The 21,347-nt window shown below is 68.5% G+C and carries 13 protein-coding genes and 1 pseudogene; 7 read left to right on the forward strand and 7 right to left on the reverse strand.

The features are described 5' to 3' along the window. Positions 1-29 precede the first annotated feature (29 nt). From V5F61_RS00510 to V5F61_RS00525, 4 genes are all read right to left on the reverse strand, one after another. Positions 30-602, reverse strand: a complete 573-nt coding sequence (locus V5F61_RS00510) for an invasion associated locus B family protein (protein ID WP_393986918.1) — start codon at positions 600-602, stop codon at positions 30-32. Between the two features lie 175 nt (positions 603-777). Beyond that, positions 778-7,485, reverse strand: a complete 6,708-nt coding sequence (locus V5F61_RS00515) for a two-partner secretion domain-containing protein (RefSeq protein WP_393986919.1) — start codon at positions 7,483-7,485, stop codon at positions 778-780. 377 nt (positions 7,486-7,862) lie between these two features. After that, positions 7,863-8,462, reverse strand: coding sequence for a Crp/Fnr family transcriptional regulator (locus V5F61_RS00520; RefSeq protein WP_393986920.1), 600 nt, complete (start codon positions 8,460-8,462; stop codon positions 7,863-7,865). A 257-nt stretch (positions 8,463-8,719) separates the two neighbouring features. Continuing rightward, positions 8,720-10,111, reverse strand: coding sequence for an aminotransferase-like domain-containing protein (locus V5F61_RS00525; protein WP_393986921.1), 1,392 nt, complete (start codon positions 10,109-10,111; stop codon positions 8,720-8,722). Positions 10,112-10,248: 137 nt separating this feature from the next. On the opposite strand from V5F61_RS00525, the gene V5F61_RS00530 reads away from it, so the two are divergent. Together V5F61_RS00530 and V5F61_RS00535 are read left to right on the forward strand one after the other, a co-directional pair. After that, positions 10,249-11,106 carry a DMT family transporter gene (locus V5F61_RS00530; protein WP_393986922.1) on the forward strand — a complete coding sequence of 286 codons (858 nt, stop codon included), beginning with the start codon at positions 10,249-10,251 and terminating at the stop codon, positions 11,104-11,106. 142 nt (positions 11,107-11,248) lie between these two features. Then, positions 11,249-11,692 carry a hypothetical protein gene (locus V5F61_RS00535; protein WP_393986923.1) on the forward strand — a complete coding sequence of 148 codons (444 nt, stop codon included), beginning with the start codon at positions 11,249-11,251 and terminating at the stop codon, positions 11,690-11,692. Between the two features lie 190 nt (positions 11,693-11,882). On the opposite strand, the pseudogene V5F61_RS00540 reads toward V5F61_RS00535, so the two are convergent. Together V5F61_RS00540 and V5F61_RS00545 are read right to left on the reverse strand one after the other, a co-directional pair. Further along, positions 11,883-12,173 (reverse strand): annotated as a pseudogene (locus V5F61_RS00540) (DUF167 family protein); the annotation flags it as partial. Positions 12,174-12,177: 4 nt separating this feature from the next. Further along, positions 12,178-12,468, reverse strand: coding sequence for a YggT family protein (locus V5F61_RS00545; RefSeq protein ID WP_393986924.1), 291 nt, complete (start codon positions 12,466-12,468; stop codon positions 12,178-12,180). A gap of 212 nt (positions 12,469-12,680) precedes the next feature. On the opposite strand from V5F61_RS00545, the gene V5F61_RS00550 reads away from it, so the two are divergent. From V5F61_RS00550 to V5F61_RS00565, 4 genes are all read left to right on the forward strand, one after another. After that, a complete protein-coding gene (locus V5F61_RS00550) occupies positions 12,681-13,631 on the forward strand; it encodes an acetyl-CoA carboxylase carboxyltransferase subunit alpha (RefSeq protein WP_393986925.1) in 951 nt (316 codons plus the stop codon). A gap of 177 nt (positions 13,632-13,808) precedes the next feature. Further along, positions 13,809-15,080 (forward strand): hypothetical protein, encoded by a 1,272-nt coding sequence (locus V5F61_RS00555; RefSeq protein ID WP_393986926.1) that lies wholly within the window; start codon positions 13,809-13,811, stop codon positions 15,078-15,080. Between the two features lie 484 nt (positions 15,081-15,564). Continuing rightward, positions 15,565-16,002, forward strand: a complete 438-nt coding sequence (locus V5F61_RS00560; RefSeq protein WP_393986927.1) for a hypothetical protein — start codon at positions 15,565-15,567, stop codon at positions 16,000-16,002. After that, positions 15,978-16,142, forward strand: a complete 165-nt coding sequence (locus V5F61_RS00565) for a hypothetical protein (protein WP_393986928.1) — start codon at positions 15,978-15,980, stop codon at positions 16,140-16,142. The genes V5F61_RS00560 and V5F61_RS00565 overlap by 25 nt, the downstream gene beginning before the upstream one ends. A 719-nt stretch (positions 16,143-16,861) precedes the next feature. Here V5F61_RS00565 and secA read toward each other — a convergent pair. Next, complete coding sequence (secA, locus tag V5F61_RS00570) at positions 16,862-19,639, reverse strand: preprotein translocase subunit SecA (RefSeq protein WP_393986929.1); 2,778 nt, start codon at positions 19,637-19,639, stop codon at positions 16,862-16,864. A 417-nt stretch (positions 19,640-20,056) separates the two neighbouring features. Between secA and V5F61_RS00575 the strand changes: the two genes are divergently transcribed. Beyond that, the gene (locus tag V5F61_RS00575; RefSeq protein WP_393986930.1) at positions 20,057-21,328 is read left to right on the forward strand and encodes an efflux RND transporter periplasmic adaptor subunit; all 1,272 of its coding nucleotides are present in this window, start codon (positions 20,057-20,059) and stop codon (positions 21,326-21,328) included. Positions 21,329-21,347 lie beyond the last annotated feature (19 nt).

The raw sequence follows: 21,347 nt of genomic DNA on the forward strand, positions 1-21,347 counted from the left end.
GGTAACAGGCGCCCCGATCCCGCCCGCGGTCATGAGCCGAGGGCGGCGGCCCGGTCGAAGGCGGCGGGGAGGCCCTTCAGCGAGACGGGAAACGACACCGCCTGCCCGCTGTCGCTCACCGCGCCGACGCTCGCCTCCGCCGCCTTCCGAAGGCTCGCGAGGGCCTTGGCGTCGAGAACGAGGGGCACGAAGCAGCCCTGCGGCAGGCAGGTGCTGAAGCGCAGGGCGGGCGTCAGGTCGGCCTCCCCCACCTTGAGCGTCACGCCCTTGTCGAGGGCGAGGCCGAACGGCAGCACCAGGAGGCCCTCCGCGCCTGCGCCCTTCGGCTGGATCTCCACGCTCAGCACGCGCTGGCGGGTCTTGGGGTCGGTCTGCTGCTGGCCGATGGCACAGCGCTTCACGCCCTGCGGCATGGCACAGACCACCTGCCAGTCTTCGAACGTCTCGCTGAGCGACTGGGCGCCGCCGGGCAGCCCGGCGGCGGTGCTCGCGGGTTTGGGCGCTTGTGCCGTCGCCGGAAGCGCGGCGGGGCCGGTGGCCAGGACCAAGGCGATGATGAGGCCGGGCAGGCTCCGGCCGCCGACGAAGGGAAGCTGCATCATGGTCTCCTTGCGGCTGCTGCGCCGTGAGCCCGCTGGCGGATCCCGGCAGGCTGCTGTTCAGGGATCGGGCGGTGGCGGGTGCCGCGCGCCTGGAGGGGCTCCTCCGGCGCACGGCATCCGCTCGGCGTCTCGTGGCTTTCGCGCGGGGGGCGGCGCCCCCGGGCCCGAATGCCCTTCAATGGGCAGGCGCGGTGGGAGCGGCCGGCGTCGCGCCACCGGAGGCTGGGGCCGGGTCGCCCTGGCGCTCCAGGTCGAACTTCTGCCCATCGACCTCGATGGAGCGGATGCTGGCCCCATAGCCGGCGGGCGCCGCCCCGGGCGCGCGCCGCCGCGATGCGGTGCGGCGATCACGCTCGTTCTCGTTCTGCGGCACCGCCGTTTCGGCCGGGGGCGCGGCGCCCAGGTCGATGTTGTCGTCGATGCTGGCCGGAGCCGGGCTCCAGCCCGCGCCCGGCGCGCCGGAAACCGGGGCCCCCTCCTGGGCGCTGCTGACACCGCTGGTGGCCGACACCGTGGCCGAGCGCATCGCCTGCTGCGCCGCCGCGGAGAGGGGCCTGTTGCCCCTGTCGGGGGTGGGTGCGTTCGGCTGCGCTCCGCCGCCGGAGCTCTCGCCACCGGAGTTGCCGGAGGAGGCGCCGGTGTCGCCACCGGGGGCCCCGTCGGGGGCACTCGCCGCGTTGTCACCGTGGGTGCCGCCGGCATCGGCCGAGGAGGTGGCGCCGGAGCTGCCGCTGGACTCGCCTTGATTGCCGCCGGGATTGGCTGTCTGGGCGTTGTCTCCGGAGTTTCCACCGGAGCTGTCGCCTGCGTTCCCGGCGGAGCCGCCATCGCTGTTTCCGCCGCTCGCGCCCCCTCCCGCGCTGCCGCCGCCGGCGTCCGTGCCCCCGGTTCCGCCGCTGCCGTTGTCGGTGCCGCCGCCGGTACCGCCCCCGTTGCCCCCGTTGCCCCCGCTCCCGCCGTCACCGCCGCCACCGGTCGTGGGCGGGGTGTAGCCCACGGGCCGGCCGCCGTTCATCACGTTGTTCAGGCTCTGCACGGCGGTCGCCGGGCTGGCCTGCTGCTGCGAGGTGATGGTCGCGAAGTCGGCCGCTCCGAGGCCGATCGCGCCGCCGTGGAACTGGGCTGGCGTGAGGTTCGTGCCGTACCTGGCGTTGAAGGCGTCCAGAATGGGCGTGTTGCCGTCCATCCCCATGCCGGTGGGGACGGAATTGCCCAGGCCGTCCCGCGTCAGGCCGGCCGTGTCCGAGTTGAAGTAGTTCATGATCGACATGGCGCCGAGGCTGGATACGGTGCGGCCCGCGAACCCGCCGAGATAATCGGTGTTGCCGGTTACGGATGACACGTGGCCACTGGATGAGGAGAAGAGAACCGAGCCCCAGTTGTTGCCGATGAAGCCGCCCGCATAATTGTCCAGGCTGTAGGGACTGTTGTCGATCAGGGTGACCTTGCCGCTGGAGCTGCTGCCAAAGATGTCGAAGTCGGTCATCAGGGTGCCGACGAAGCCGCCGACCGCGCCGGGGCCCTCGACGTTTCCGGTGGCGTAGGAATCGACGATCCGCCCGGACCCGCGCCCGACGAAGCCGCCGGTCTCCGGGCCATAGCGCAGCCTCGTGGTCAGCGCGGCCGAGACGTCGCCGGTCGCATAGCTGCCGCGGACATAGCCGTAACCCGAACCCAGCAGGCCACCGGCGAAGCTCATGTTTACGGATGTGACTTTCACATCGGAATAGCTGTCGATGATGATTCCGGCGCCGGTGCCGAAAAGGCCGCCCGCGGCAAAGCCATAGGGCGGATTGGTGGTGTTGGTGGTGGCGGCCTGGAGCATGCCGGTCGTGAAGACGTTGCTCACGATACCCGACGATGCGCCGGCCAGTGCTCCCACGCTGCCGTTGGCGTCCGGCACGTTGATCGAGACATCGACCAGCCCCAGGTTGCGCACGCCGGCGCCGTCTACGAGCGGGTAGGCGTAATCCGCCACTGAATTGAACGTCGGCAGAACGTAGGAGCCGCCAATCTCGGCGAACAGGCCGCCCCGGGTGGACCGGAGATTCGTGACGACATGGCCGAAGCCGTCGAAGGACCCGTTGTAGATGCCGGCGAGGGGAGTCCAGTCCGGCACGCCACCCAGGTCGATATCGCTGCCCAGGACATAGTTCGTGTTGGCATTGAGCGACGCGAGGGCGCCGGCGGAGTTGATGACGGTGTAGGTCTTCAGCGTGCCGCCGGTGACGCCCATCCGCACCGATCCGGTGCTGCTGAAGTTGATCTTGCCCACGAAGGTGTCGTTGTCGCTGCCATCGGCGTTCTTTCCACGGGCCATCACCACGCCGTAGATGTCCACCTCCGGCGGTTCGAGCGATATGTTGTGATGCTCGGTGGTCGTGGCGGCCGGCATGTGGGTGCTGTTCTGCCCGTAGGTGGCCGTGAAGCCGCCTTGGCCGGAAACGGTCATGACATTGTTCACGCGCACGTTCGCGGCGGATGCCAGCGTCAGGGTGTGGGCCGACCAGGACACGGCATCGCCGACCACGATGTCGGAAGCGGAGGTGACGCGCGCATCCATGACGCGCAGGATGCTGGACAGGCTCTCGCCCGAGATCACGCCGCCGGAGCCGATGGTGAAGGTGTCGTTCCTGTGCAGGAGCCAGTAGCCGTCCGCGACGGCGCCCGCAGCCGTGGCCCTGATGTCTCCAGGCACGGTGACGATGCCGGCGGTCTCGACGACACCGCCGGTGCCGCCGGCGGAGGATACATCGATCACGCCGCCTGCAGTGACGCCCTTGTCGGGCGTTTCGACCGCGAGGGCGGTGACCGCGCCGCTGGTCGCGTCCCGCGTGAGGGTGATGCCGCTGCCGCCGGCGAGGACGACCCGGCCGCCGCGGGCGGTGATCGCGCCCCGGTTCTCCACGCCGTTGCCGAGCAGGGCGACGTAGCCGGTCCCGTCCGCCACCGTCACGGCGCCGTAGGCCTGGATCGAGCCGGTCGCGGCATTGCCGCCGAAGCGGAAGATGTCCGCGAGGAAGTCGGCGTCGGTGATGTCCTGCGTCGAGGCCACCAGCGCGCCCACGTTCACCTGCGACGTGCCGGTGAAGAGCACGCCTGCGGAATTGACGATGTAGACATGCCCCGGCGCGGTGACGGCGCCGGCGATGATGCTCCGCTCGTTGCCGACCACCCGGTTGAGGGTAATGGACGAGGCGCCGTATTGCTGGTCGAAGGCTACCGTGTAGCCCTGGTTCACGTTGAAGGACTGCCAGTTGATGATGGCCTGGCGCGAGAGCTGGGTGACCGTCATGACGGTGCCCGCCGTGGTGATGCCGGTAATGTTGCCGAACGCCACCGAGGCCCCGGCGGGCAATGGGGAAGAGTAAATCACGGCGGTGCCGCTCGCGCCGGCGAGCGTGTAGTTGGAATTGTCGAGCGAGAGGCCGCCGGGCAGCAGCTCGCTGGTGCCCGGCGCGCTGTCGCGGGCATATGCGGCGCCGGAGAGGTGGACCACATCGCCCGCCGCCAGGTTCGCGACGGTGATCTGCGAGGCGTCGAAGACGGACGAGCCGTCCACCGGCTTCGCTCCCTGCAGCAGCACCGCCCGCGGCGCGATGTCGGCGGTCAGGAACGAGGGGGTGCCCGCGAGCACGTAATTGCTCGCCGCGGCGCCGGAAAGGCCGCCGCCGGTGATGGTGACGGCCTTGCCGGTCCCCGCGTTGGCATCCACGAAATGGCCCGTCGCAAACACGGACACGCTGTCGTCGCCGATCAATCCGGAGACGCCAAAGGCGGTCACGGTCGCCTGTGTGGTGCCGTCATAGACCTTGTCGGCGGCGTCGAAGGCTGCGGTCACTGTTGCCCGCGCGATACTGGCGGTGGTGGTCGTCGCGCCGGTGATTTCATAATTGGCGGCGATGCCCCCGTTGCTTCCGTTGGCGAGAGCGACCGTCAGTGCCACCTGCTTGGCGGTCTGAGCGTTCTTGTCGGCAAACGCGGCATTGGAATAGGTGACCGCGAGGGTCTCGCTGTCCACGAGGCCGATGAGGCCGTCGCCCGGCGCGGTGACCGCGACGATCGCCGCCGTGGTGCCGTCGTAGGTCTTGTCGGCGATGATGCCGGAGGAGGCGAGGGTGAGCTGCCTGCGGGCGACCGCGATGCTGCCGGCCACGGTCGTGTAGGCGCCGGAATCGTGCAGCACGTTGCCGACGCCATAGATGCCGGCATTCAGATAGCCCGACCCCGACAGCAGGGCGGCGGTGGGCACGTAGGTGAAGACCGTGGAAGCGGCATCGCCCCATTGCAGGCCGCTGACGACGACGTTCGCGAGCACGTCCGCCGCGGAGGTGCCATATTGCAGTGATGCGCGCGCGGAAACATAGAGGGGCAGCGTCTTCAGGATCGGATGGCCATCCTGAGAGAGCCCCCAGTGATCGGGATCGAACCCGGCGGGCAATGTGGCGAGCCCGCCCATGGAGGTCGCGGCGACCGCGGTCGATCCGGTACCGTCGGTGGTCACGCCGGAGCGGGTCCTGTCCCAGTAGGAATTGGTGATGGTGCCCGTGTTCGTGATGGTGAACCCGGCCTTGTACGCGGCGACCTGGATGCTCAGCGGGGTCGAGACATAGGCATTGTCGATCAGGCCCGCATTCTCCCCGGCGAAACCTGCGCCCCGCCGGCTCGAAATCTTGTTGCCGCCCACATAGGCATAGGAAATGCTGCCCGTGCTGGAATTGGAGCCGACAAAGCCGCCGGCGGTGGCGGAGCCGCTGAACTTTGCACTCGAATAGAGATAAACTGGCCCGTTAACGTCCTCGGACGTGACGTATGCGTTCGAGATATCGCCACTGTTCAGGCCGGCAAAGCCGCCGACCCAGCTGATATTGGCCGATGTCCCGGTTACATATGTATTTGCGCTGCCGCGCACGTAGCTGTTTCTTATGGTCCCCTCGTTGGTGCCGACAAGGCCGCCCGCGATTGAGTTCGCATACACGGTGGCCGCGGCATAGCTGTTGAGGATCGTGCCGGTGTTGCGGCCGACCAGCCCGCCGACACTGGTGCCGATCGCGCCACTGAGCGCGCCCGAGGAGCCGCCCCCAAAGCTGTTGACAATCGAGCCGGCGTTGTTGCCGGTGAGGATGCCGATATTGGTGAAGTCATCGACGAAGCTGAAGACGGTATTGATGACGCCGACGTTGCTCACCGCCGCGTCCGCCCCCACATAGCCGAACACACCCTGCTTGAGGTTGGTGAAGTTCATCACCCGGTGGCCGAGGCCGTTGAGGACGCCCGTGAAGGCCGCGGTGTCGGTCGCGCCGATGGGACCGGTCCAGTTGGCGAGAGTCTGGCCGGAGATATCACCGCCGAGGACGTAATGGCCGGCGAGATCGTCCCTGATCGCGTTGAGCCCGGCGATATCGTTGATGACCGCGTGGGCCTGCCCGTTCAGCGTCACGCTGCCGGTGCCCGTGAAATCGATCCGCCCGGCGAAGGTGCCTTCCCGGTCGACCACGCCGAACGACGTGTAGAGGCCAAAGGGCGTGCCGTCGGCATTGCTTCCGCTTGCGGGGGCGGCCGTGGGTGTGCCGCTCGCATCGAGGATGTGGCCGTAATTACCGGCGAAGCTGGCCGTTCCGCCCGCCGTCATCACGGCGTTGACGTAGATGTTGTGGGTGGCGTTCAGAGTGAGCGTGTTGGCCGACCAGCTCACCGCGTCGTTCACCGTGATGTTGCCGTCGGTGCCCGAGCCCTGGGTCGAGGCGATGGTGACATTGCTGGAGGCGAGCTGGCTGGTGAGCGTGGCGCCGGTGATGTCGCCGCCGGCGCCGACGGTGAAGCCGTCGGGGTCGATCAGCCAGGTGCCGGTCGCGCCGCGGGCCGCCGCGGTGGTGATCTCGGTGGTGGCGTCGATGCTCACCTTGTCGCCGCTGGTCTCGATGAAGCCTCCGTCGCCGCCGTTCGGGGCGGAGGCGTCCAGCTTGCCCTTGATGTCGGCCTTGCCGCCCTCCGCCTTGATCTTGATGGATCCCTTGCTGTAGCCCTTGCCCGGCGCCGCGCCGCCGGTGAGCGCGGCCATGGTGCGGGCCTGCACGATGCCGGAATTGTTCACCTGCGAGGAGAGCACCGCGTCGGCCGCGCGGGCGGTCATGACCACCTTGCCGCCATCGGCCTTGATGACCTGCCTGTTCTCCACCAGGGCGTCCATCACGCCCTTGTCGATGGTGACATCGAACAGGGAATTGCCTTCGAAGTTCAGCGTGATCTTCGAGCCGGCGGTGAGCGCCACCGTGCCGAGGGTGGCGGTGATGACGCCCTCGTTCGAGACGCTCTTGCCCATCAGCGAGATGTAGCCGCCGTCCTTCGCGGTGAGCGCGCCCCTGTTGACCACCGATTTCGTCGATGCGCCGGAGAAGACGTAGTTTCCGGAGATGAAATCCTCGTTCGAGATGTCGAGGGTCGAGGCCACGAGGCCGCCCACGTTCACCTGGGAGGTGGAGGTGAAGAGGATGCCGTTCGAATTGACGAGGAAGACCTGCCCGTTTGCGTTGATGGCGCCCTGAATAACCGAAGCTTCGTTTCCGATGACGCGATTGAGCGTCACCGCGCTGGCATCCGGTTGGTGGAAGTTCACGGTCTCCTGCCGCCCTACGGAGAACGACTGCCAGCTGATGATGGCCTTGGCGGACGACTGGTCGATGCTGGTGACCGCGCCGCCCTGCGAGATGGAGGCGGTGCCGGAGATCACCCGCCCGCCCTCGGGGCCTGCCGCCACCGGCTTCTGGAAGACAAGCAGCGCGGCGAGGGCGGTGGTCGCCGCGAGTGCCCGCCGGAAGGTCCGCCCATCAGGAGCGATGCGGCGTGTCGCCCGCAGGATCGCCAGCGGAAGGGGGCTCACCATGCGTGTCCGGCGGGTCCGGCGCTTCACCGCGCGTGCCTTCGGCCATCCCAATGACGACATGCAATCCTCCAGGCAAAATTCGAGTGCTCGCCGGGTGGGTGGCCCAGGCGCTATATTCAAATGAGCATATCTGATGGTTGTACCGCGGTGCCGCACGGTCATGCTATGATTATGGTCATAGGAACCGCGATCTTCCGTGAATTTTCAGAATTTGTTGTGCAGGGCTGGTTTCGCGCGGGCTTCACGCCGCGGCGGAAGGGCTCGCGCGCGCGGGATGGCGCACCGGAAGCATCTCGTGGGAAGCATTGCGTGATGTCTTCAGGCGAGCAGCGATATCCGCCGAGCGAGCACCGCGCATGTCGCGTCGCTGGGAGCGTTCAGTCGGTGCGCAGCAGAACAATGGTGGTGCCGGCGCGCTCGATCTCGCCGTCTTCGGCCATGCGGGCGAGGGTGCGGTAGAGCACCTCGTGGGTGAGTCCCAGCTCGGCCGCCAGCTCCTTCAGGGTTCCCGCGAGCTTCACGCTCCGCCCGTCCTGACCGAGGTTGAGGATGAGAAAATGGCGGATGCGGTCGCGCGCGGAGTGCATGCTCAGCCGCTCCACCAAAGTCCGTGCGGTCATGAGCTGGCGCGCGAGCATGGCGGTGTAGGCCGCCGCGAAATGGGGGTTGCGCTCGAACTCCGGCAGCAGCAGTCCCTTGGGATACAGCCGCACGGTGGAGCGGGTGACCGCCGTCGCTTCGCAATGATAAATCTTGCACAGGATTGAGGCTTCCGCCAACGGGTCGCCCGCGCGCGCCACATAAAGCACCGCCTCGTGACCCGAGGCGTGGGTGCGAGCGAGGCGCACGCGCCCGTTCAGCACCTCGAACACGCCTACGGTGGGGCTGCCCTGGGCGAAAAGGGTCTGTCCCGCCTCGATCGTCTGGACGGTGCTTGCGTCCCTGATGGCGCGGGGCAGGCATTCCTCAAGAGTCATCGCTCGGGTCCTCGCCTCGGTCTGCGGCGTGGGGGACGTCCGTGCCACGTTTCCCGAAGGCACGGCGGGCGGGTGGCGCGCGGGGCGACGCGAAGAACGTCCGCCCCCTGGTGCGTATCGCCCTTGGCGATGGCGCCCGTTTTCGACGGTCGAGGAGCGTTCTGGCCGTTATGTCCGAATGGATACTAAGCATGCCCTGACGCCTCGCCAAGACCTGAACCGCAAAATGGTGGCGGTACCAGGCTGGCGGCTGCCCCTCAGCGCAGCGCTTGGCGCAGGATGCGCAAGGCTTCGGCGTTCATCTGCGCCACATTGAAGCGCATGAGATCATGTGCCGACTGGGCGACGCTGAAGACGTTGCCGGGTGCGAGCACCATGCGCTCGCGCAGCGCCGCCTTCGCCACCTCCGCCGCATTGCGCCCGTCCGGCAGGCGGCACCACAGGTAGAACCCGCCGCGCGGCAGCGTCCAGGGCGTGATGCCCAGGCCGGCGAGATCGGCGAGGACCTCCCGGCGGCGTCTGGCAAGGCGGCTGCGCAGGCCGGCCACATGCTTGCGGTAGCCGCCGTCCGCGAGCACGCCGCGGACGATCTCCGCCGCCACCGGGCTCGGTCCGCCGAAGCAGGTGGCCACCTGGAGGTCCACCAGGGCCTCGATCCAGTCCGGCCGGGCGATGACGTAGCCGCAGCGGACCGAGGCCGAGACGGTCTTGGAGAAGCTACCGATGCGGATGACGCGCTTAAGGCCATCGAGGGCCGCGAGGCGCGGGGAGGGCTCCGGCTCGAACGCGGCGAAGATGTCGTCCTCGACGATGACGAGGTCGTGCGCCGCCGCCGCGATCAGCAGCCGGTGGGCGACCTGCGGGGAAAGGGTGGCGCCCGTCGGGTTGTGGAGGGCGCAATTGGTGATGTAGAGGCGCGGGCGGTGGCGCGCCAGCACCTCGCCGAAGGCGTCGATGTCCGGTCCCGATGGCGTGAATGGGACGCTGACGATGCCCACACCGTGGGCGCGCAGCAGGGCCTGGAAATTGAAATAGCAGGGGTCATCGAGAAGAACGGTGTCGCCGGGGCGCAGCAGCAGGCGACAGACGAGATCGACGGCCTGGGTGCCCGAGGCCGTGAGCAGGACCTGCTCCGGCCCCGCCTCGATCCCCTCCTCGGCGCAGCGGCGCGCCAGGAGCTGGCGCAGGGCCAGCGGCCCCCGCGGCGCGCCATAGACCGTGAGCACCGTCTCGTCGGCCTTGGCGAGGCCTCGGATGGCCCGGCGGATGGCAGCATTGGGCATCCATTCCGGCGGCAGCCAGCCGCACCCCGGACGCAGCGCTTCGGGCCCGGAATCGAGTGACTGCCGCGCCACCCATAGCGGATCGACCGCCCGGTCGAGCGCCGGCCCGGCTTCCGCGAGCGCCGGCGCCGTGCCGGTCCACTGGCCCGGCGCATGGCTCGCAACGAAGAAGCCGGAGCCGGGGCGCGAGCGCACGAGCCCTTCCGCAGCCAGCCGCTCGTAAGCCTCCACGACGGTGGAGGGCGAAACCTCCAGCTCTCGCGCCAGCCGGCGGATGGAGGGCAGCTTCTCGCCCTCCGCCAGCGCACGGCGGGCCATTCCGCCGCGAATGGTGGCTATCACCCGTTCTGTGCGCGTCGCCGTCATGCGTGGGTGATCGCCTCCATCCGGCTGGCTACAACCGTATTGATCCATCGGCCGAACTGTTCGGCTCCACCGTATGGTTCCGTTCCTGTCGCGGCAAGCCCGCCCGACCTATGGCAGGGGCGAGCGCGGAGGCGGTCATGCGGCATATGGAAGGGTGGGGCAGCGGCCTCGCCGGGGTCATCATCTTCAGCGGTTCGCTACCGGCGACGCGGGTCGCCGTGGCCGGCTTCACGCCGTTGTTCCTCACCTCGGCGCGGGCGGTCATCGCGGGGCTGCTCGGCGCAGCGCTGCTGCTGGCGTTGCGTCAGAGACGCCCGGCCGGGGCGGATCTGGCCTCGCTCGCGATGGTGGCGTTCGGGGTGGTGCTCGGCTTTCCGCTTCTTACGGCCCTGGCGCTGCGGCACATCACCTCCGCGCAGTCGATCATCTTCATCGGCCTGCTGCCGCTCGCCACCGCCATCTTCGCCGTCATCCGGGCCGGGGAGCGCCCGCGGCCCGCTTTCTGGCTGTTCTCTGCGGCCGGGGCGGCGGCGGTCGCCGGCTTCGCGCTCGCGGGCGGCGGGGTGGTGGCGCCGGCGGGGGCGCTGCTCATGGTGGGCGCCATCGCCGTCTGCGGCCTCGGCTATGCGGAGGGCGCCCGGCTCTCGCGACGGCTCGGCGGGTGGCAGGTCATCTCCTGGGCGCTGGTGGTGGCGCTGCCGCCCATGGCCATCCTGGCCTTGTGGAGCGCGCCATTCGCCTGGAGCGGCATTAATGGGGCGGCCTGGATCGGGCTCGCCTATGTCTCCGTGTTCAGCATGCTGGTGGGCTTCGTGTTCTGGTATCGGGGCCTCGCGCTGGGCGGCATCGCCGCGGTGGGCCAGCTTCAGCTGTTGCAGCCCTTCTTCGGGCTGGCGCTCGCCGCGCTTCTCCTGGGTGAGCCGGTGAGCGGTGCCATGATCGCGGTTGCCCTTGTGGTGGTGCTCTGCGTCGCCGGGGCGAAGCGCTTCGGTTGAGCGCGGCACACGGTGGGGATGCGCGGCCGGACGGACTCGACCCGGAAACGTCACGCGCGCATGCTTGTATATGGGTGGCCCGGTCGATATGGCCGGACCATGAACGGGGTCCTGGCGTTCGCCGGGGCGGGGGAGAGTTTTTATGGCGGGAATGATGGATGGGCTGCGGCATGGGGCGGCCGCGGCCATGAGCGCGGTGTGGCTGGGCCTTGCCATCGGAGGCTTCTCCCTGGCCGGCCCTGCCGCGGCGCAGAACGATCCGCTGGCGCCGCCGCCGGATCTCGCCGCCGCCGGCGTGCCCGTGCCGGTGGATTCCACCGCGATTCTCGGCAACAACCAGCCGCCGTCCGAGATGATGGCGATCCCCGCTCCGCCCAGCACCTGCGCCGGCCTCGCGGCGGCGGTGCGGCAGGAGGGCTCGGTGCTTGTGCCGACGGGCGACGGCAATGCCCGGCGCTACGTGATCGACGACCGCTATTGCGCCGAGGGCGAGGTGACCAAGCCGGCGTGGCTCTCCATGCCCGACAATCCCCGCTGCTTCGTGGGCTACACCTGCGGCATGGCGAACAACGACGGCGGCAAGTGAGGAGGGGCCGGGGAGGGGGCTCCTCTTCCCCGGCCGCTTCGGCCGGCCTGTCGCGAGGTGGCACTCCGGGGAATTTCCTGGCAACGCCTCAGCGTCGGCGGCGCGGCGACGGGGCCTCGTCCCGGCGCGGCGCCTCCGTGGCCGGCGCCTCTGTGGCGGGCACCTGCGCGCCCTCCGGCACAGCCTTGGCGAGGGCGGCCGCCAGCGCGGCGGGCTCGCCCTCCACGCGGAAGGTCTTCAGCCGGGCCGTGGCGCCGGCCGTGAGCACGACGCGGGAGGCGGGAACCCCCAGGGCCTGGGCGATGACGCGCGCCACCGCCGCGGTGGCGGCGCCGTCCTCCGGCGCCGCGCGCACCCGCACCTTCAGCACGCTGCGGCCGTCGGACAGCATGGCGACTCCGTCCAGCGCGTCGCGCCCGCCCTTCGGGGTGGCGCGCACGTGAAGCTCGATGCCGTCGCTGACAGGGCGAAAGATGCTCAATGCGTCAGAACACGTTGGGGTAGATGTAGAGCCCGATCACCCGCTGGATGAAGAAGATGATGAGGATCAGGATCATCGGCGAGAGATCGATGCCGCCAAGGCTCGGGATCACCGAGCGGATGGGCGCGAGCACCGGCTCGGTGATGCGGAAGAGGAAGTCGCCGACATTGTGGACGAACTTGTTGTACGGGTTCACCACGTTGAAGGCGACGAGCCAGGACAGGACGGCGGCCGCGATCAGCAGCCACACGTAGAGGTTCAGGACGATCAGGATGACGTCGAGCAGCGCGCGCATGGCGATGGAGGTCCCTCGGCAATGTGGAGGCAAGCAATAGCCTCTCCGCGGGGGCTCGAACAAGGCCGTTGCGCGGTGCGGGATGTCACGCCCCCGTCAGGCGCGCGGCGATCCCCCGCAATGTCCCGCCCTTGACTTGGAGCCCCCGCGCGGGCAGCTTCCCGCCGCATCGGAGGGGCTAAGATCAGCCCTTTCCAACCCCACGGACAAGCATGCGCAGCTATCTGGACTTCGAGAAGCCGGTCGCCGAACTCGAGGCCAAGGTGGAAGAGCTGAGGGCGCTGTCGGCTTCCAACGGCGTCGCCATCAGCGATGAGGTGCAGCGGCTCGAGGCCAAGGCCCACGATGCGCTCGTCGCCCTCTATGCCAATCTTTCCCCCTGGCAGAAGACCCTCGTCGCCCGCCACCCCCTGCGGCCGCATTTCGCGGCCTTCGCGGAGCGGCTGTTCGAGGAGTTCACGCCGCTCGCGGGTGACCGCAAGTTCGGCGAGGACGAGGCCATCATCGGCGGTTTCGCCCGCTTCCGGGGCGAGAGCGTCTGCGTGCTGGGCCACGAGAAGGGCTCCACCACCGAGACCCGCATCCGTCACAATTTCGGCATGGCCCGCCCCGAGGGCTACCGCAAGGCGGTGCGCCTGATGGAGCTGGCCGACAGCTTCGGCATCCCCGTGATCTCGCTGGTGGATACTGCCGGCGCCTATCCGGGCATCGGCGCCGAGGAGCGCGGGCAGGCCGAGGCCATCGCCCGCTCCACGGATGCCTGCCTCGCCCTTTCGGTGCCCAGCGTCTCGCTCATCATCGGCGAGGGCGGCTCGGGCGGCGCCATCGCGCTCGCCACGGCGAACCGGGTGCTGATGATGGAGCACGCCATCTACAGCGTGATCTCGCCGGAAGGCGCGGCCTCCATCCTGTGGCGCGACACCGCCAAGGCCCAGGAAGCGGCCACCAACATGAAGATCACGGCGCAGGACCTGCTGAAGTTCGGCGTCATCGATTCGATCGTGAAGGAGCCCGTGGGCGGCGCCCATCGTGATGCCGACGCGGCCATCGCCGCCGCGGGCGACGCCATCGCCGATGCGCTCGGCTCCCTGGCGGAGCTCGACGGGCCCGGGCTGCGCCGGGCGCGGCGGGAGAAGTTCCTGGCCATCGGCCGCGGCCTCTGAGCTGCGGGCGGCACCGGGAACCATCTCATCTTGGCCGCAATTGGCTCATTTCCTGAGAGGGAGCACGAGCCTTGCCGCGGGGCGTGGGGTCACGCCGCCAGTGCGTTAGGGTTTCGTTAGGGGGCAGGGGCTGAAGATGGCGGTTGCGCTATCCGGACAGGTATCAGGAGTTCCGCGTTGAACCGTCCGAAGACGACAGTCTCGTCGCGCGTCCGCATGGCGGCGTTGGCCGCCACCGCCGCGCTCGCCCTTTCCGCCTGCAACCAGACCGACGAGGTCTCGCGCAAGGCGAACATGCCCCTTACGCCGCAGATGCTCTCGCTCATCAGCGAGAAGAACATGGCGCCGTCCACCCCCATCCTGGTGCGGATCTTCAAGGAAGAGGCCGAGCTCGAGGTGTGGAAGGAGACGTCTTCCGGCAACTACGCGTTGCTGAAGACCTATCCCATCTGCCGCTGGTCGGGCGAGCTCGGCCCCAAGGTCAAGATGGGTGACCGGCAGGCGCCCGAGGGCTTCTATGCCATCGCTCCGGGGCAGATGAACCCGAATTCCAGCTATTATCTCTCGTTCAACCTGGGCTTCCCCAACGCCTTCGACAAGGCCTACGGGCGCACCGGCGAGTTCCTGATGGTGCACGGCGATTGCTCCTCCGCCGGCTGCTATGCCATGACGGACGAGCAGATCTCCGAGATCTTCTCGCTGGCGCGGGAGAGCTTCGCGGGTGGCCAGCGCACCTTCCAGGTGCAGGCCTATCCCTTCCGCATGACGCCGAAGAACCTCGCGCGCCACCGCACCAACCCGAACATGGCCTTCTGGCGCAACCTGAAGCAGGGCTACGACCATTTCGAGGTCACCCGCCAGGAGCCCAAGGTGAGCGTGTGCGGGCGGCAATATGTGTTCGATGCGCAGCCGGCACCCGGCACTCGCTTCGACGCTGATGGCGCCTGTCCGCCCTACCAGGTGGCCCCCAATATCGCCAACGCGGTGGCCGCCAAGACCCGCGCCGACGACGCGCAGGTGGCCGCCCTTTCCCAGAGTGCACCCGTGGCGCCGGTCAAGACGGGCGCCGACGGCGGCATGCACCCCGTGTTCCTGGCCGAAATCAAGCGCAAGCAGGGCGACAATTCCTACGCCTTCGCGCCGCAGGCGCCGGGCACCATTCCCGAGACCACCCGCCCGCCGCGCCTGGATGAGAGCGTGGCCCTGAGCAGCCTCGGCCCCTCCGCCGATCCGGCCTCGGCGCCTGCCGCTACCCCCACGGCAGCGGCGACAGCCCCGTCGCCGGCCGCGCCGCTGCCGCCTGCCGCGCCGGCGGACAAGCCCCAGGCCTCGGCCTCGCCGCTGCCGAAGCCTTCGCTGGTGGCGGCGGGCCGCCCCGCCAATGTGGGCGCTTCGGACACGCTGACCGGCGCCGCCGACGTGGTGGCCACCCAGACCTTCACACGCTAAGGGCCTGCGCGGCATCGCGCGCCTGCCGTGTCTTCCGTTCCTCTGCGAGGATATGGGGACGGCGCGAAAAGCGTGGCCTCGTGGGCTGACGATGGAAGCCGACATCCTGGCCGGCATGCCCTCGCCGTGGCAGCCACTGCTTCAGGGTTTGAGCGCGACTGGGCGCGCGGGAACGCCGCCGTGGCGCGTGTTCCGCCTCAGCCACACTCGCGCCAGCGCAGGGGCCCCGGCGGGTGTGCGCGAGGATCTCCGGCACGTACGTGCATACACGGGGCCGGCAGCTGCGCAGGGGTTGCGCCTCAGCCTGACGGGGCCTTTTTTTGTCGTGTGAAGTTCCTGTGGCGTCGTCGCCTGTTCGCACTCCCCCCGTTATCTTGCCGGCGGCCGGTATCGAAGCACGCTGCTTGGATGCCGCGCCGGAGCGGGGGCATATGCTCCGTCGTGGTCCTGGCCGGCCGGAACAGGAAACTGGGAGACACAGACAATGGCATTCAAGAAAATGGCGGGGCGCCTCTCGCTGATCGCCGGCGCCGCCGTTCTCGGTGCGGTGTCCGCTTTCGCGCAGCCGATCGTCGGTGAGGGTGCCGTCGACGTGAGCCAGGTCAAGGTCTCCGTGATCGCGGTGGATGCCGATACCCGTCAGGTCGTCCTCAAGGGGCCGGAAGGCAACATCTTCACCGTGAAGGTTGGGCCGGCCATCAAGAAGTTCGACGAGATCGCCGTCGGCGACACCGTGACCATCACCGAGACCGATGCGGTCATCATTGACATCGCCAAGCCCGAGGCGGGCGTCGGCGTCGGCATCCAGGTGTCGCAGGCGGTGGCGACCGATCCGACAGCGCCAAGCCGGCGGGCGCGGTGGTGGACACCATCCGCCTCACCGGCGAGATCGTGCGCATGGACCCCGACGACGCCACGCTGACCCTGAAGGGGCCGGAAGGCCGCCTCTATGTGGTCCAGGCGAAGAAGCCGGAGCACAAGGAGAAGGTGAAGGGCGTGAAGGTCGGTGACCTCGTGCAGGTGACCTTCAACCAGTCCGTTGCCATCGCGGTGACCAGGTAAGGTCGAGGGTTTCCGCCCGGCGCCGGCTTCTCGGCCGGTGCCGGGCCTCCCGCCGTCGCGGGCCTGCCGTGTGCGGGCTTCGTTTCGGCCGGGCCAGCCTTTGGATCAAGGTGCTTTCAGTGGGCCGGCTCGGCCGCACCGGATACCTGACGGGCCGTTCGCGTGCCTCGCGATCAGCGCCTTATGCCGCGAACCTCCGCTCTTCGGCCGGCCAGAAGGGCTTTGTTCAAGCGCTACACAGGCTTGAACGACGGCCCATGAGGCAAGCGCGCGGGCATTGGGTATTCGCCGGGCCATTTTGACTGCCGCATGCTGTGGTCCGGTCGCACCCGTCTCTCGACGCCGTTGCTCTCCGCCACGCGTGCGGGCCGCTGTCCTGCGGCGTATTTAACGGTCGCCGGCAGTCAGGGCGCGCGCATTTGATGTCCACGCTTCTTCGGCGCGACATTGGCGGGCCGAAGCGCTTCCACGCGCAGGGGCTTAGGTGCGCGTGACAGAGGCCGCGCGAACGCTGCCGCATCCGAACGGTCGGGTAAGAGCGCGCGATGGCGATGCGGGAGGCCCGCTTTCGGTTGCCGGATCTGGGCGCGTCCTTTGAAAGCGCCTTCACCGAACGCGCCCTGGAGCGCTCGCGTCGATAACGCGGAGGGCATAGGGCGCCGCCGGCGCGTGCCTCAAAGTGTGGGGGCCGGCGCGCGCCGCATCGGGCGCGCGGTGCCTCAGTCGAAGCGGCCGTGGCAGTGCTTGAACTTCTTGCCGGAGCCGCAGGGGCACACCTCGTTGCGACCCACCTTCCCCCATGTGGAGGGGTCCTTCGGATCGCGCTCGGCCACGGCAATGTCTCCGCCGAGCGGCGGCAGCGGGCGGGAGCCGATGGCGGCAGCAGCCTCGGCAATCTCGTCCTCGCCCGTCAGCGGATCGGCGTGGTGCGCCTCCATCATCGGCAGCTCTTCCACCGGCGGCTGGGTAACGATCTCCACCCGCATGAGCTGGGCCGTGACCACCTCGCGCAGGCGGTTCAGCATGGTGGAGAAGAGGTTGAAGGCCTCGGACTTGTACTCGTTCAGCGGGTCGCGCTGGGCGTAGCCGCGCAGGCCCACCACCTGGCGCAGGTGGTCGAGCATGGCGATGTGCTCGCGCCACAGGTGATCGAGGGTCTGGAGAAGAATGGACTTCTCCACGTAGCGCATCAGCTCCGGCCCGTAGGTGGCGGCCTTGGCGGCCATCGATTCGTCGGCGGTGCGGATGATGCGCTCGGTCACCTCGGGGCCGGCGATGCCCTCTTCCTTGGCCCATTCCTCCACCGGCAGGTCGAGGTTCAGGGCTTCGAGCAGGGCCTGGTGCAGGCCGTTGGTGTCCCACTGCTCGGGATAGGCGTTCTCGGGGATGAACTTGGCCACGGTGTCGGTGATGAGGGCATGGCGCATGTCCTCCACCGTTCCGGCCACGTCCTCGTCATTCATCAGCTCCAGGCGCTGCTCGAACACCACCTTGCGCTGGTCGTTCAGAACGTCGTCATACTTCAGGACGTTCTTGCGCATGTCGTAGTTGCGGGCTTCCACCTTCTGCTGGGCCTTTTCCAGCGCCCGGTTGATCCAGGGGTGGATGATGGCCTCGCCTTCCTTCAGGCCGAGCTTCTGCAGCATGCTGTCGAGCCGGTCCGACCCGAAGATGCGCATCAGGTCGTCTTCCAGGGAGAGGAAGAACTTGGAGTGGCCGGGGTCGCCCTGGCGTCCGGAACGGCCGCGAAGCTGGTTGTCGATGCGCCGGCTCTCGTGGCGCTCGGTGCCGAGTACGAACAGGCCGCCGGCGGCGAGCGCCTTCTTCTTCAGTTCCTCCACCTCGGCCTTGATGCGGGCGGTGGCGGCGTCGCGCTCCGGACCTTCCGGGATGTCGCGCAGCTCGTTCTCCACGCGCATCTCGGCCGAGCCGCCGAGCTTGATGTCGGTGCCGCGCCCCGCCATGTTGGTGGCGATGGTGATGGCCCCCGGCACGCCCGCCTGGGAGACGATGTAGGCCTCCTGCTCGTGGTAGCGGGCGTTCAGCACGGAGAAGACCTTGCCCGAGGTGTCGATGCGGGTGAGGGCGGCGGGGTCGGAATAGTCCTTCTGGTGAAGACCCGCCTTCTTGAGCAGGTCGGCCAGCAGCTCCGACTTCTCGATGGAGGTGGTGCCCACCAGCACCGGCTGGCCGCGCTCGCCGCAATCCTTGATGAGCTCGATGATGGCGTCATACTTCTCGCGCGCGGTGCGGTAGACCTCGTCGTCATCATCGGCGCGGGCGATGGGCAGGTTGGTGGGGATCTCCACCACGTCGAGCTTGTAGATGTCGCCGAACTCGGCCGCCTCGGTGGAGGCGGTGCCGGTCATGCCGGCCAGCTTCTCGTAAAGGCGGAAGTAGTTCTGGAAGGTGATGGAGGCGAGCGTCTGGTTCTCGGGCTGGACCTGGACGTGCTCCTTGGCCTCCAGCGCCTGGTGCAGGCCTTCCGAATAGCGCCGGCCGGGCATCATGCGGCCGGTGAACTCGTCGATGATGACCACCTCGCCGTTGCGGACGATATAGTCCTTGTCGCGCTGGAACAGCGCGTGGGCGCGCAGGGCCTGGTTCACGTGGTGGACCACCGAGACATTCTCGATGTCGTAGAGGCTCTCGGACTTGAGCAGCCCGGCCTCCATCAGCATCTGCTCCATCTTTTCCATGCCGTTCTCGGTCATGGTGACGGTGCGCTGCTTCTCGTCCACCTCGAAATCATCCTTGGCGAGGCGGGGGATGTAGGTGTCGATGGTGTTGTAGAAGTCGGAACGGTCGTCGAGCGGGCCGGAAATGATGAGCGGCGTGCGGGCCTCGTCGATGAGGATGGAATCCACCTCGTCCACGATGGCGAAGAAGTGCGGGCGCTGCACCATCTGCGCGCGCTCGTACTTCATGTTGTCGCGCAGGTAGTCGAAGCCCAGCTCGTTGTTGGTGGCGTAGGTGACGTCGCAGTGGTAGGCGGCGTGGCGCTCGGCGTCGTCGAGGCCGTGGACGATGACGCCGGTGGTGAGGCCCAGGAAGCCGTAGAGCTTGGTGAGCGATTCCGCGTCGCGCTTGGCGAGGTAGTCGTTCACGGTCACCACGTGGACGCCCTTGCCGGCCAGGGCGTTGAGGTAGACCGGCAGCGTGGCCATGAGGGTCTTGCCCTCGCCGGTCTTCATCTCGGCGATGCCGCCCTGGTGCAGCACCATGCCGCCGATGAGCTGCACGTCGAACGGGCGCATCCCCAGCACACGCTTGGCGGCCTCCCGCGCGGTGGCGAAGGCGGGCACCAGGATGTCGTCGAGTGTCTTGCCGGCGGCGATCTGCTGGCGGAACTCCTCCGTGCGGGCGCGCAGGGCGTCGTCGGAGAGGGCTTCGAGCTCTTTTTCCAGGGCGTTGATGGCCTGGACCCGGGGTCGGTACCCCTTCACCCGGCGATCGTTTGCGGAGCCGAAGAGCTTGCGGGCAAGTCCACCTAACATGGTTGTTCTCTGTTCCGATCCGTCGGGTCTTGAAGGAGGGCGGAGACGGGCCGCCGGACCCTCCGGGAAATGGTGCGCCTTTGGACACCCCCAATGGGGCGCCAGCAAGTCGGACGGGGTCTTCGGCGGGCGCTGCGACGATGCGCGCAGCCGCCGCCCCTCCGCCTTTCGGCGGGTAGCATGCCACGCGGACACTTATGAACGGGTCGGGGCAATGTCAATGCGAGGCGGCCCGCGCTGGCCGTGGCCGCACCGTAACGCCGGCCCGGCGCCGCGGAGGACATCGGGATGACGCGCCGCGGCGCGATCGGAGTGTTAAGTAAGATGGTAGGGTCACAGAAGCGTCCAAATCCTCGCATGGACACGTCATCGGTCGGCGCCTAGTATCCCGCGCAGTTGCGCAATGGGGGATTTCGCATGGTGGGGGGTATCCGGGCGGCCGCATTTCTGCGGCGCACAGGTTTGGTGTGCAGCGCGGCCTTCCTTCTCGCGGCATGCGAGGAAAAGAACACCTACGTGCCCCCGCCGCCCCCGACGGTGACGGTGGCCGAGGTGACGCAGCAGCCCGTGACCACGTTTCTGGAGCTCACCGGCAACACTGCCTCCATCAATTCCGTGGACCTGAACGCGCGCGTTCAGGGCTTCCTGACCTCCATCAACTATGCGGACGGCCAAGTGGTGAAGAAGGGCGATCTGCTCTTCGTCATCGAGCAGGACGTCTACAAGGCCGACGTTGACCAGGCCAAGGCGACGCTGGCCGCCAAGCAGGCCGCGCAGGTGCAGGCCGAGGCCGAGTTCAACCGGCAGAATCAGCTCGCCAAGCAGGACTTCGCCTCCCAGGCCGTCCTCGACCAGGCGCGCGCCAAGCGCGACGCAGCCGTGGCCGACGTGCAGAACGCGCAGGCGTCCCTGGAACTGGCGCAGATTAACCTCGGCTACACCGAGGTGCGCGCCCCCTTCGACGGGGTGGTGACCGCTCATCTTCAGGACGTGGGCGCGCTGGTGGGCTATTCCGGCCCCACCAAGCTCGCCACCATCGTGGAGGTGAACCCCATCTATGTCTGGTTCTCCCTGAGCGAGCAGCAGGTGCTCAACATCAAGGAGGGGATGGCCAAGGCGGGGCACAAGATGATGACCCTGCGCGAAAATCCCAGCGCCATCCCGGTCGAGATCGGGCTGCAGACGGAAACCGGCTTCCCGCACCAGGGCAAGCTCGACTACATCGCGCCCCAGGTCGATCCGAACCTCGGCACGCTGACGGTGCGCGGCATCTTCGACAATTCGAATCTCTCGCTCCTGCCGGGCCTGTTCGCCCGCGTGCGACTGCCGCTGGGCATGCCGGTTCCCACGCTGCTGGTGCCGGATTCGATCATCAGCCAGAATCAGCTCGGGCCCTACGTGCTCACGGTGGATGCGGCGGGCAAGGTCTCGCAGACCCAGATCCGGCAGGGCCAGCTCCAGCCGAACGGCCTGCGGGCAGTGGAAGGCGGCCTGAAGCTGGGCGACCGCGTCATCGTCAACGGCATCCAGCGCGCGGTGCCGGGGTCCAAGGTCACGGTGGAGATGGGCAAGATCACCGCTCCGGTGCAGCCCACCCCGGTCGAAGGCGCGAGCCCCGCGACCCAGGCCGCTCCCGCGGCGCCGGCCGGCGCCGCACCGGCGGCCCAGCCCGCAGCTCCGAAGAACTGATCCGCCCCTCGAACGCCAG

This window comes from Xanthobacter sediminis (assembly GCF_043195015.1).
In the GTDB taxonomy this organism is placed as follows: Bacteria; Pseudomonadota; Alphaproteobacteria; order Rhizobiales; family Xanthobacteraceae; genus Xanthobacter.

What these genes read in the sequence shown, in the direction of transcription:
- V5F61_RS00565 (WP_393986928.1), top strand. Translation starts at nt 15,978, where the DNA reads ATGGACCCCGACGACGCCACGCTGACCCTGAAGGGGCCGGAAGGCCGC.
- V5F61_RS00515 (WP_393986919.1), bottom strand. Translation starts at nt 7,485, where the DNA reads ATGGTGAGCCCCCTTCCGCTGGCGATCCTGCGGGCGACACGCCGCATC.
- V5F61_RS00545 (WP_393986924.1), bottom strand. Translation starts at nt 12,468, where the DNA reads ATGCGCGCGCTGCTCGACGTCATCCTGATCGTCCTGAACCTCTACGTG.
- V5F61_RS00520 (WP_393986920.1), bottom strand. Translation starts at nt 8,462, where the DNA reads ATGACTCTTGAGGAATGCCTGCCCCGCGCCATCAGGGACGCAAGCACC.
- V5F61_RS00575 (WP_393986930.1), top strand. Translation starts at nt 20,057, where the DNA reads ATGGTGGGGGGTATCCGGGCGGCCGCATTTCTGCGGCGCACAGGTTTG.
- V5F61_RS00530 (WP_393986922.1), top strand. Translation starts at nt 10,249, where the DNA reads ATGCGGCATATGGAAGGGTGGGGCAGCGGCCTCGCCGGGGTCATCATC.
- secA (WP_393986929.1), bottom strand. Translation starts at nt 19,639, where the DNA reads ATGTTAGGTGGACTTGCCCGCAAGCTCTTCGGCTCCGCAAACGATCGC.
- V5F61_RS00525 (WP_393986921.1), bottom strand. Translation starts at nt 10,111, where the DNA reads ATGACGGCGACGCGCACAGAACGGGTGATAGCCACCATTCGCGGCGGA.
- V5F61_RS00535 (WP_393986923.1), top strand. Translation starts at nt 11,249, where the DNA reads ATGGCGGGAATGATGGATGGGCTGCGGCATGGGGCGGCCGCGGCCATG.
- V5F61_RS00560 (WP_393986927.1), top strand. Translation starts at nt 15,565, where the DNA reads ATGGCATTCAAGAAAATGGCGGGGCGCCTCTCGCTGATCGCCGGCGCC.
- V5F61_RS00510 (WP_393986918.1), bottom strand. Translation starts at nt 602, where the DNA reads ATGATGCAGCTTCCCTTCGTCGGCGGCCGGAGCCTGCCCGGCCTCATC.
- V5F61_RS00550 (WP_393986925.1), top strand. Translation starts at nt 12,681, where the DNA reads ATGCGCAGCTATCTGGACTTCGAGAAGCCGGTCGCCGAACTCGAGGCC.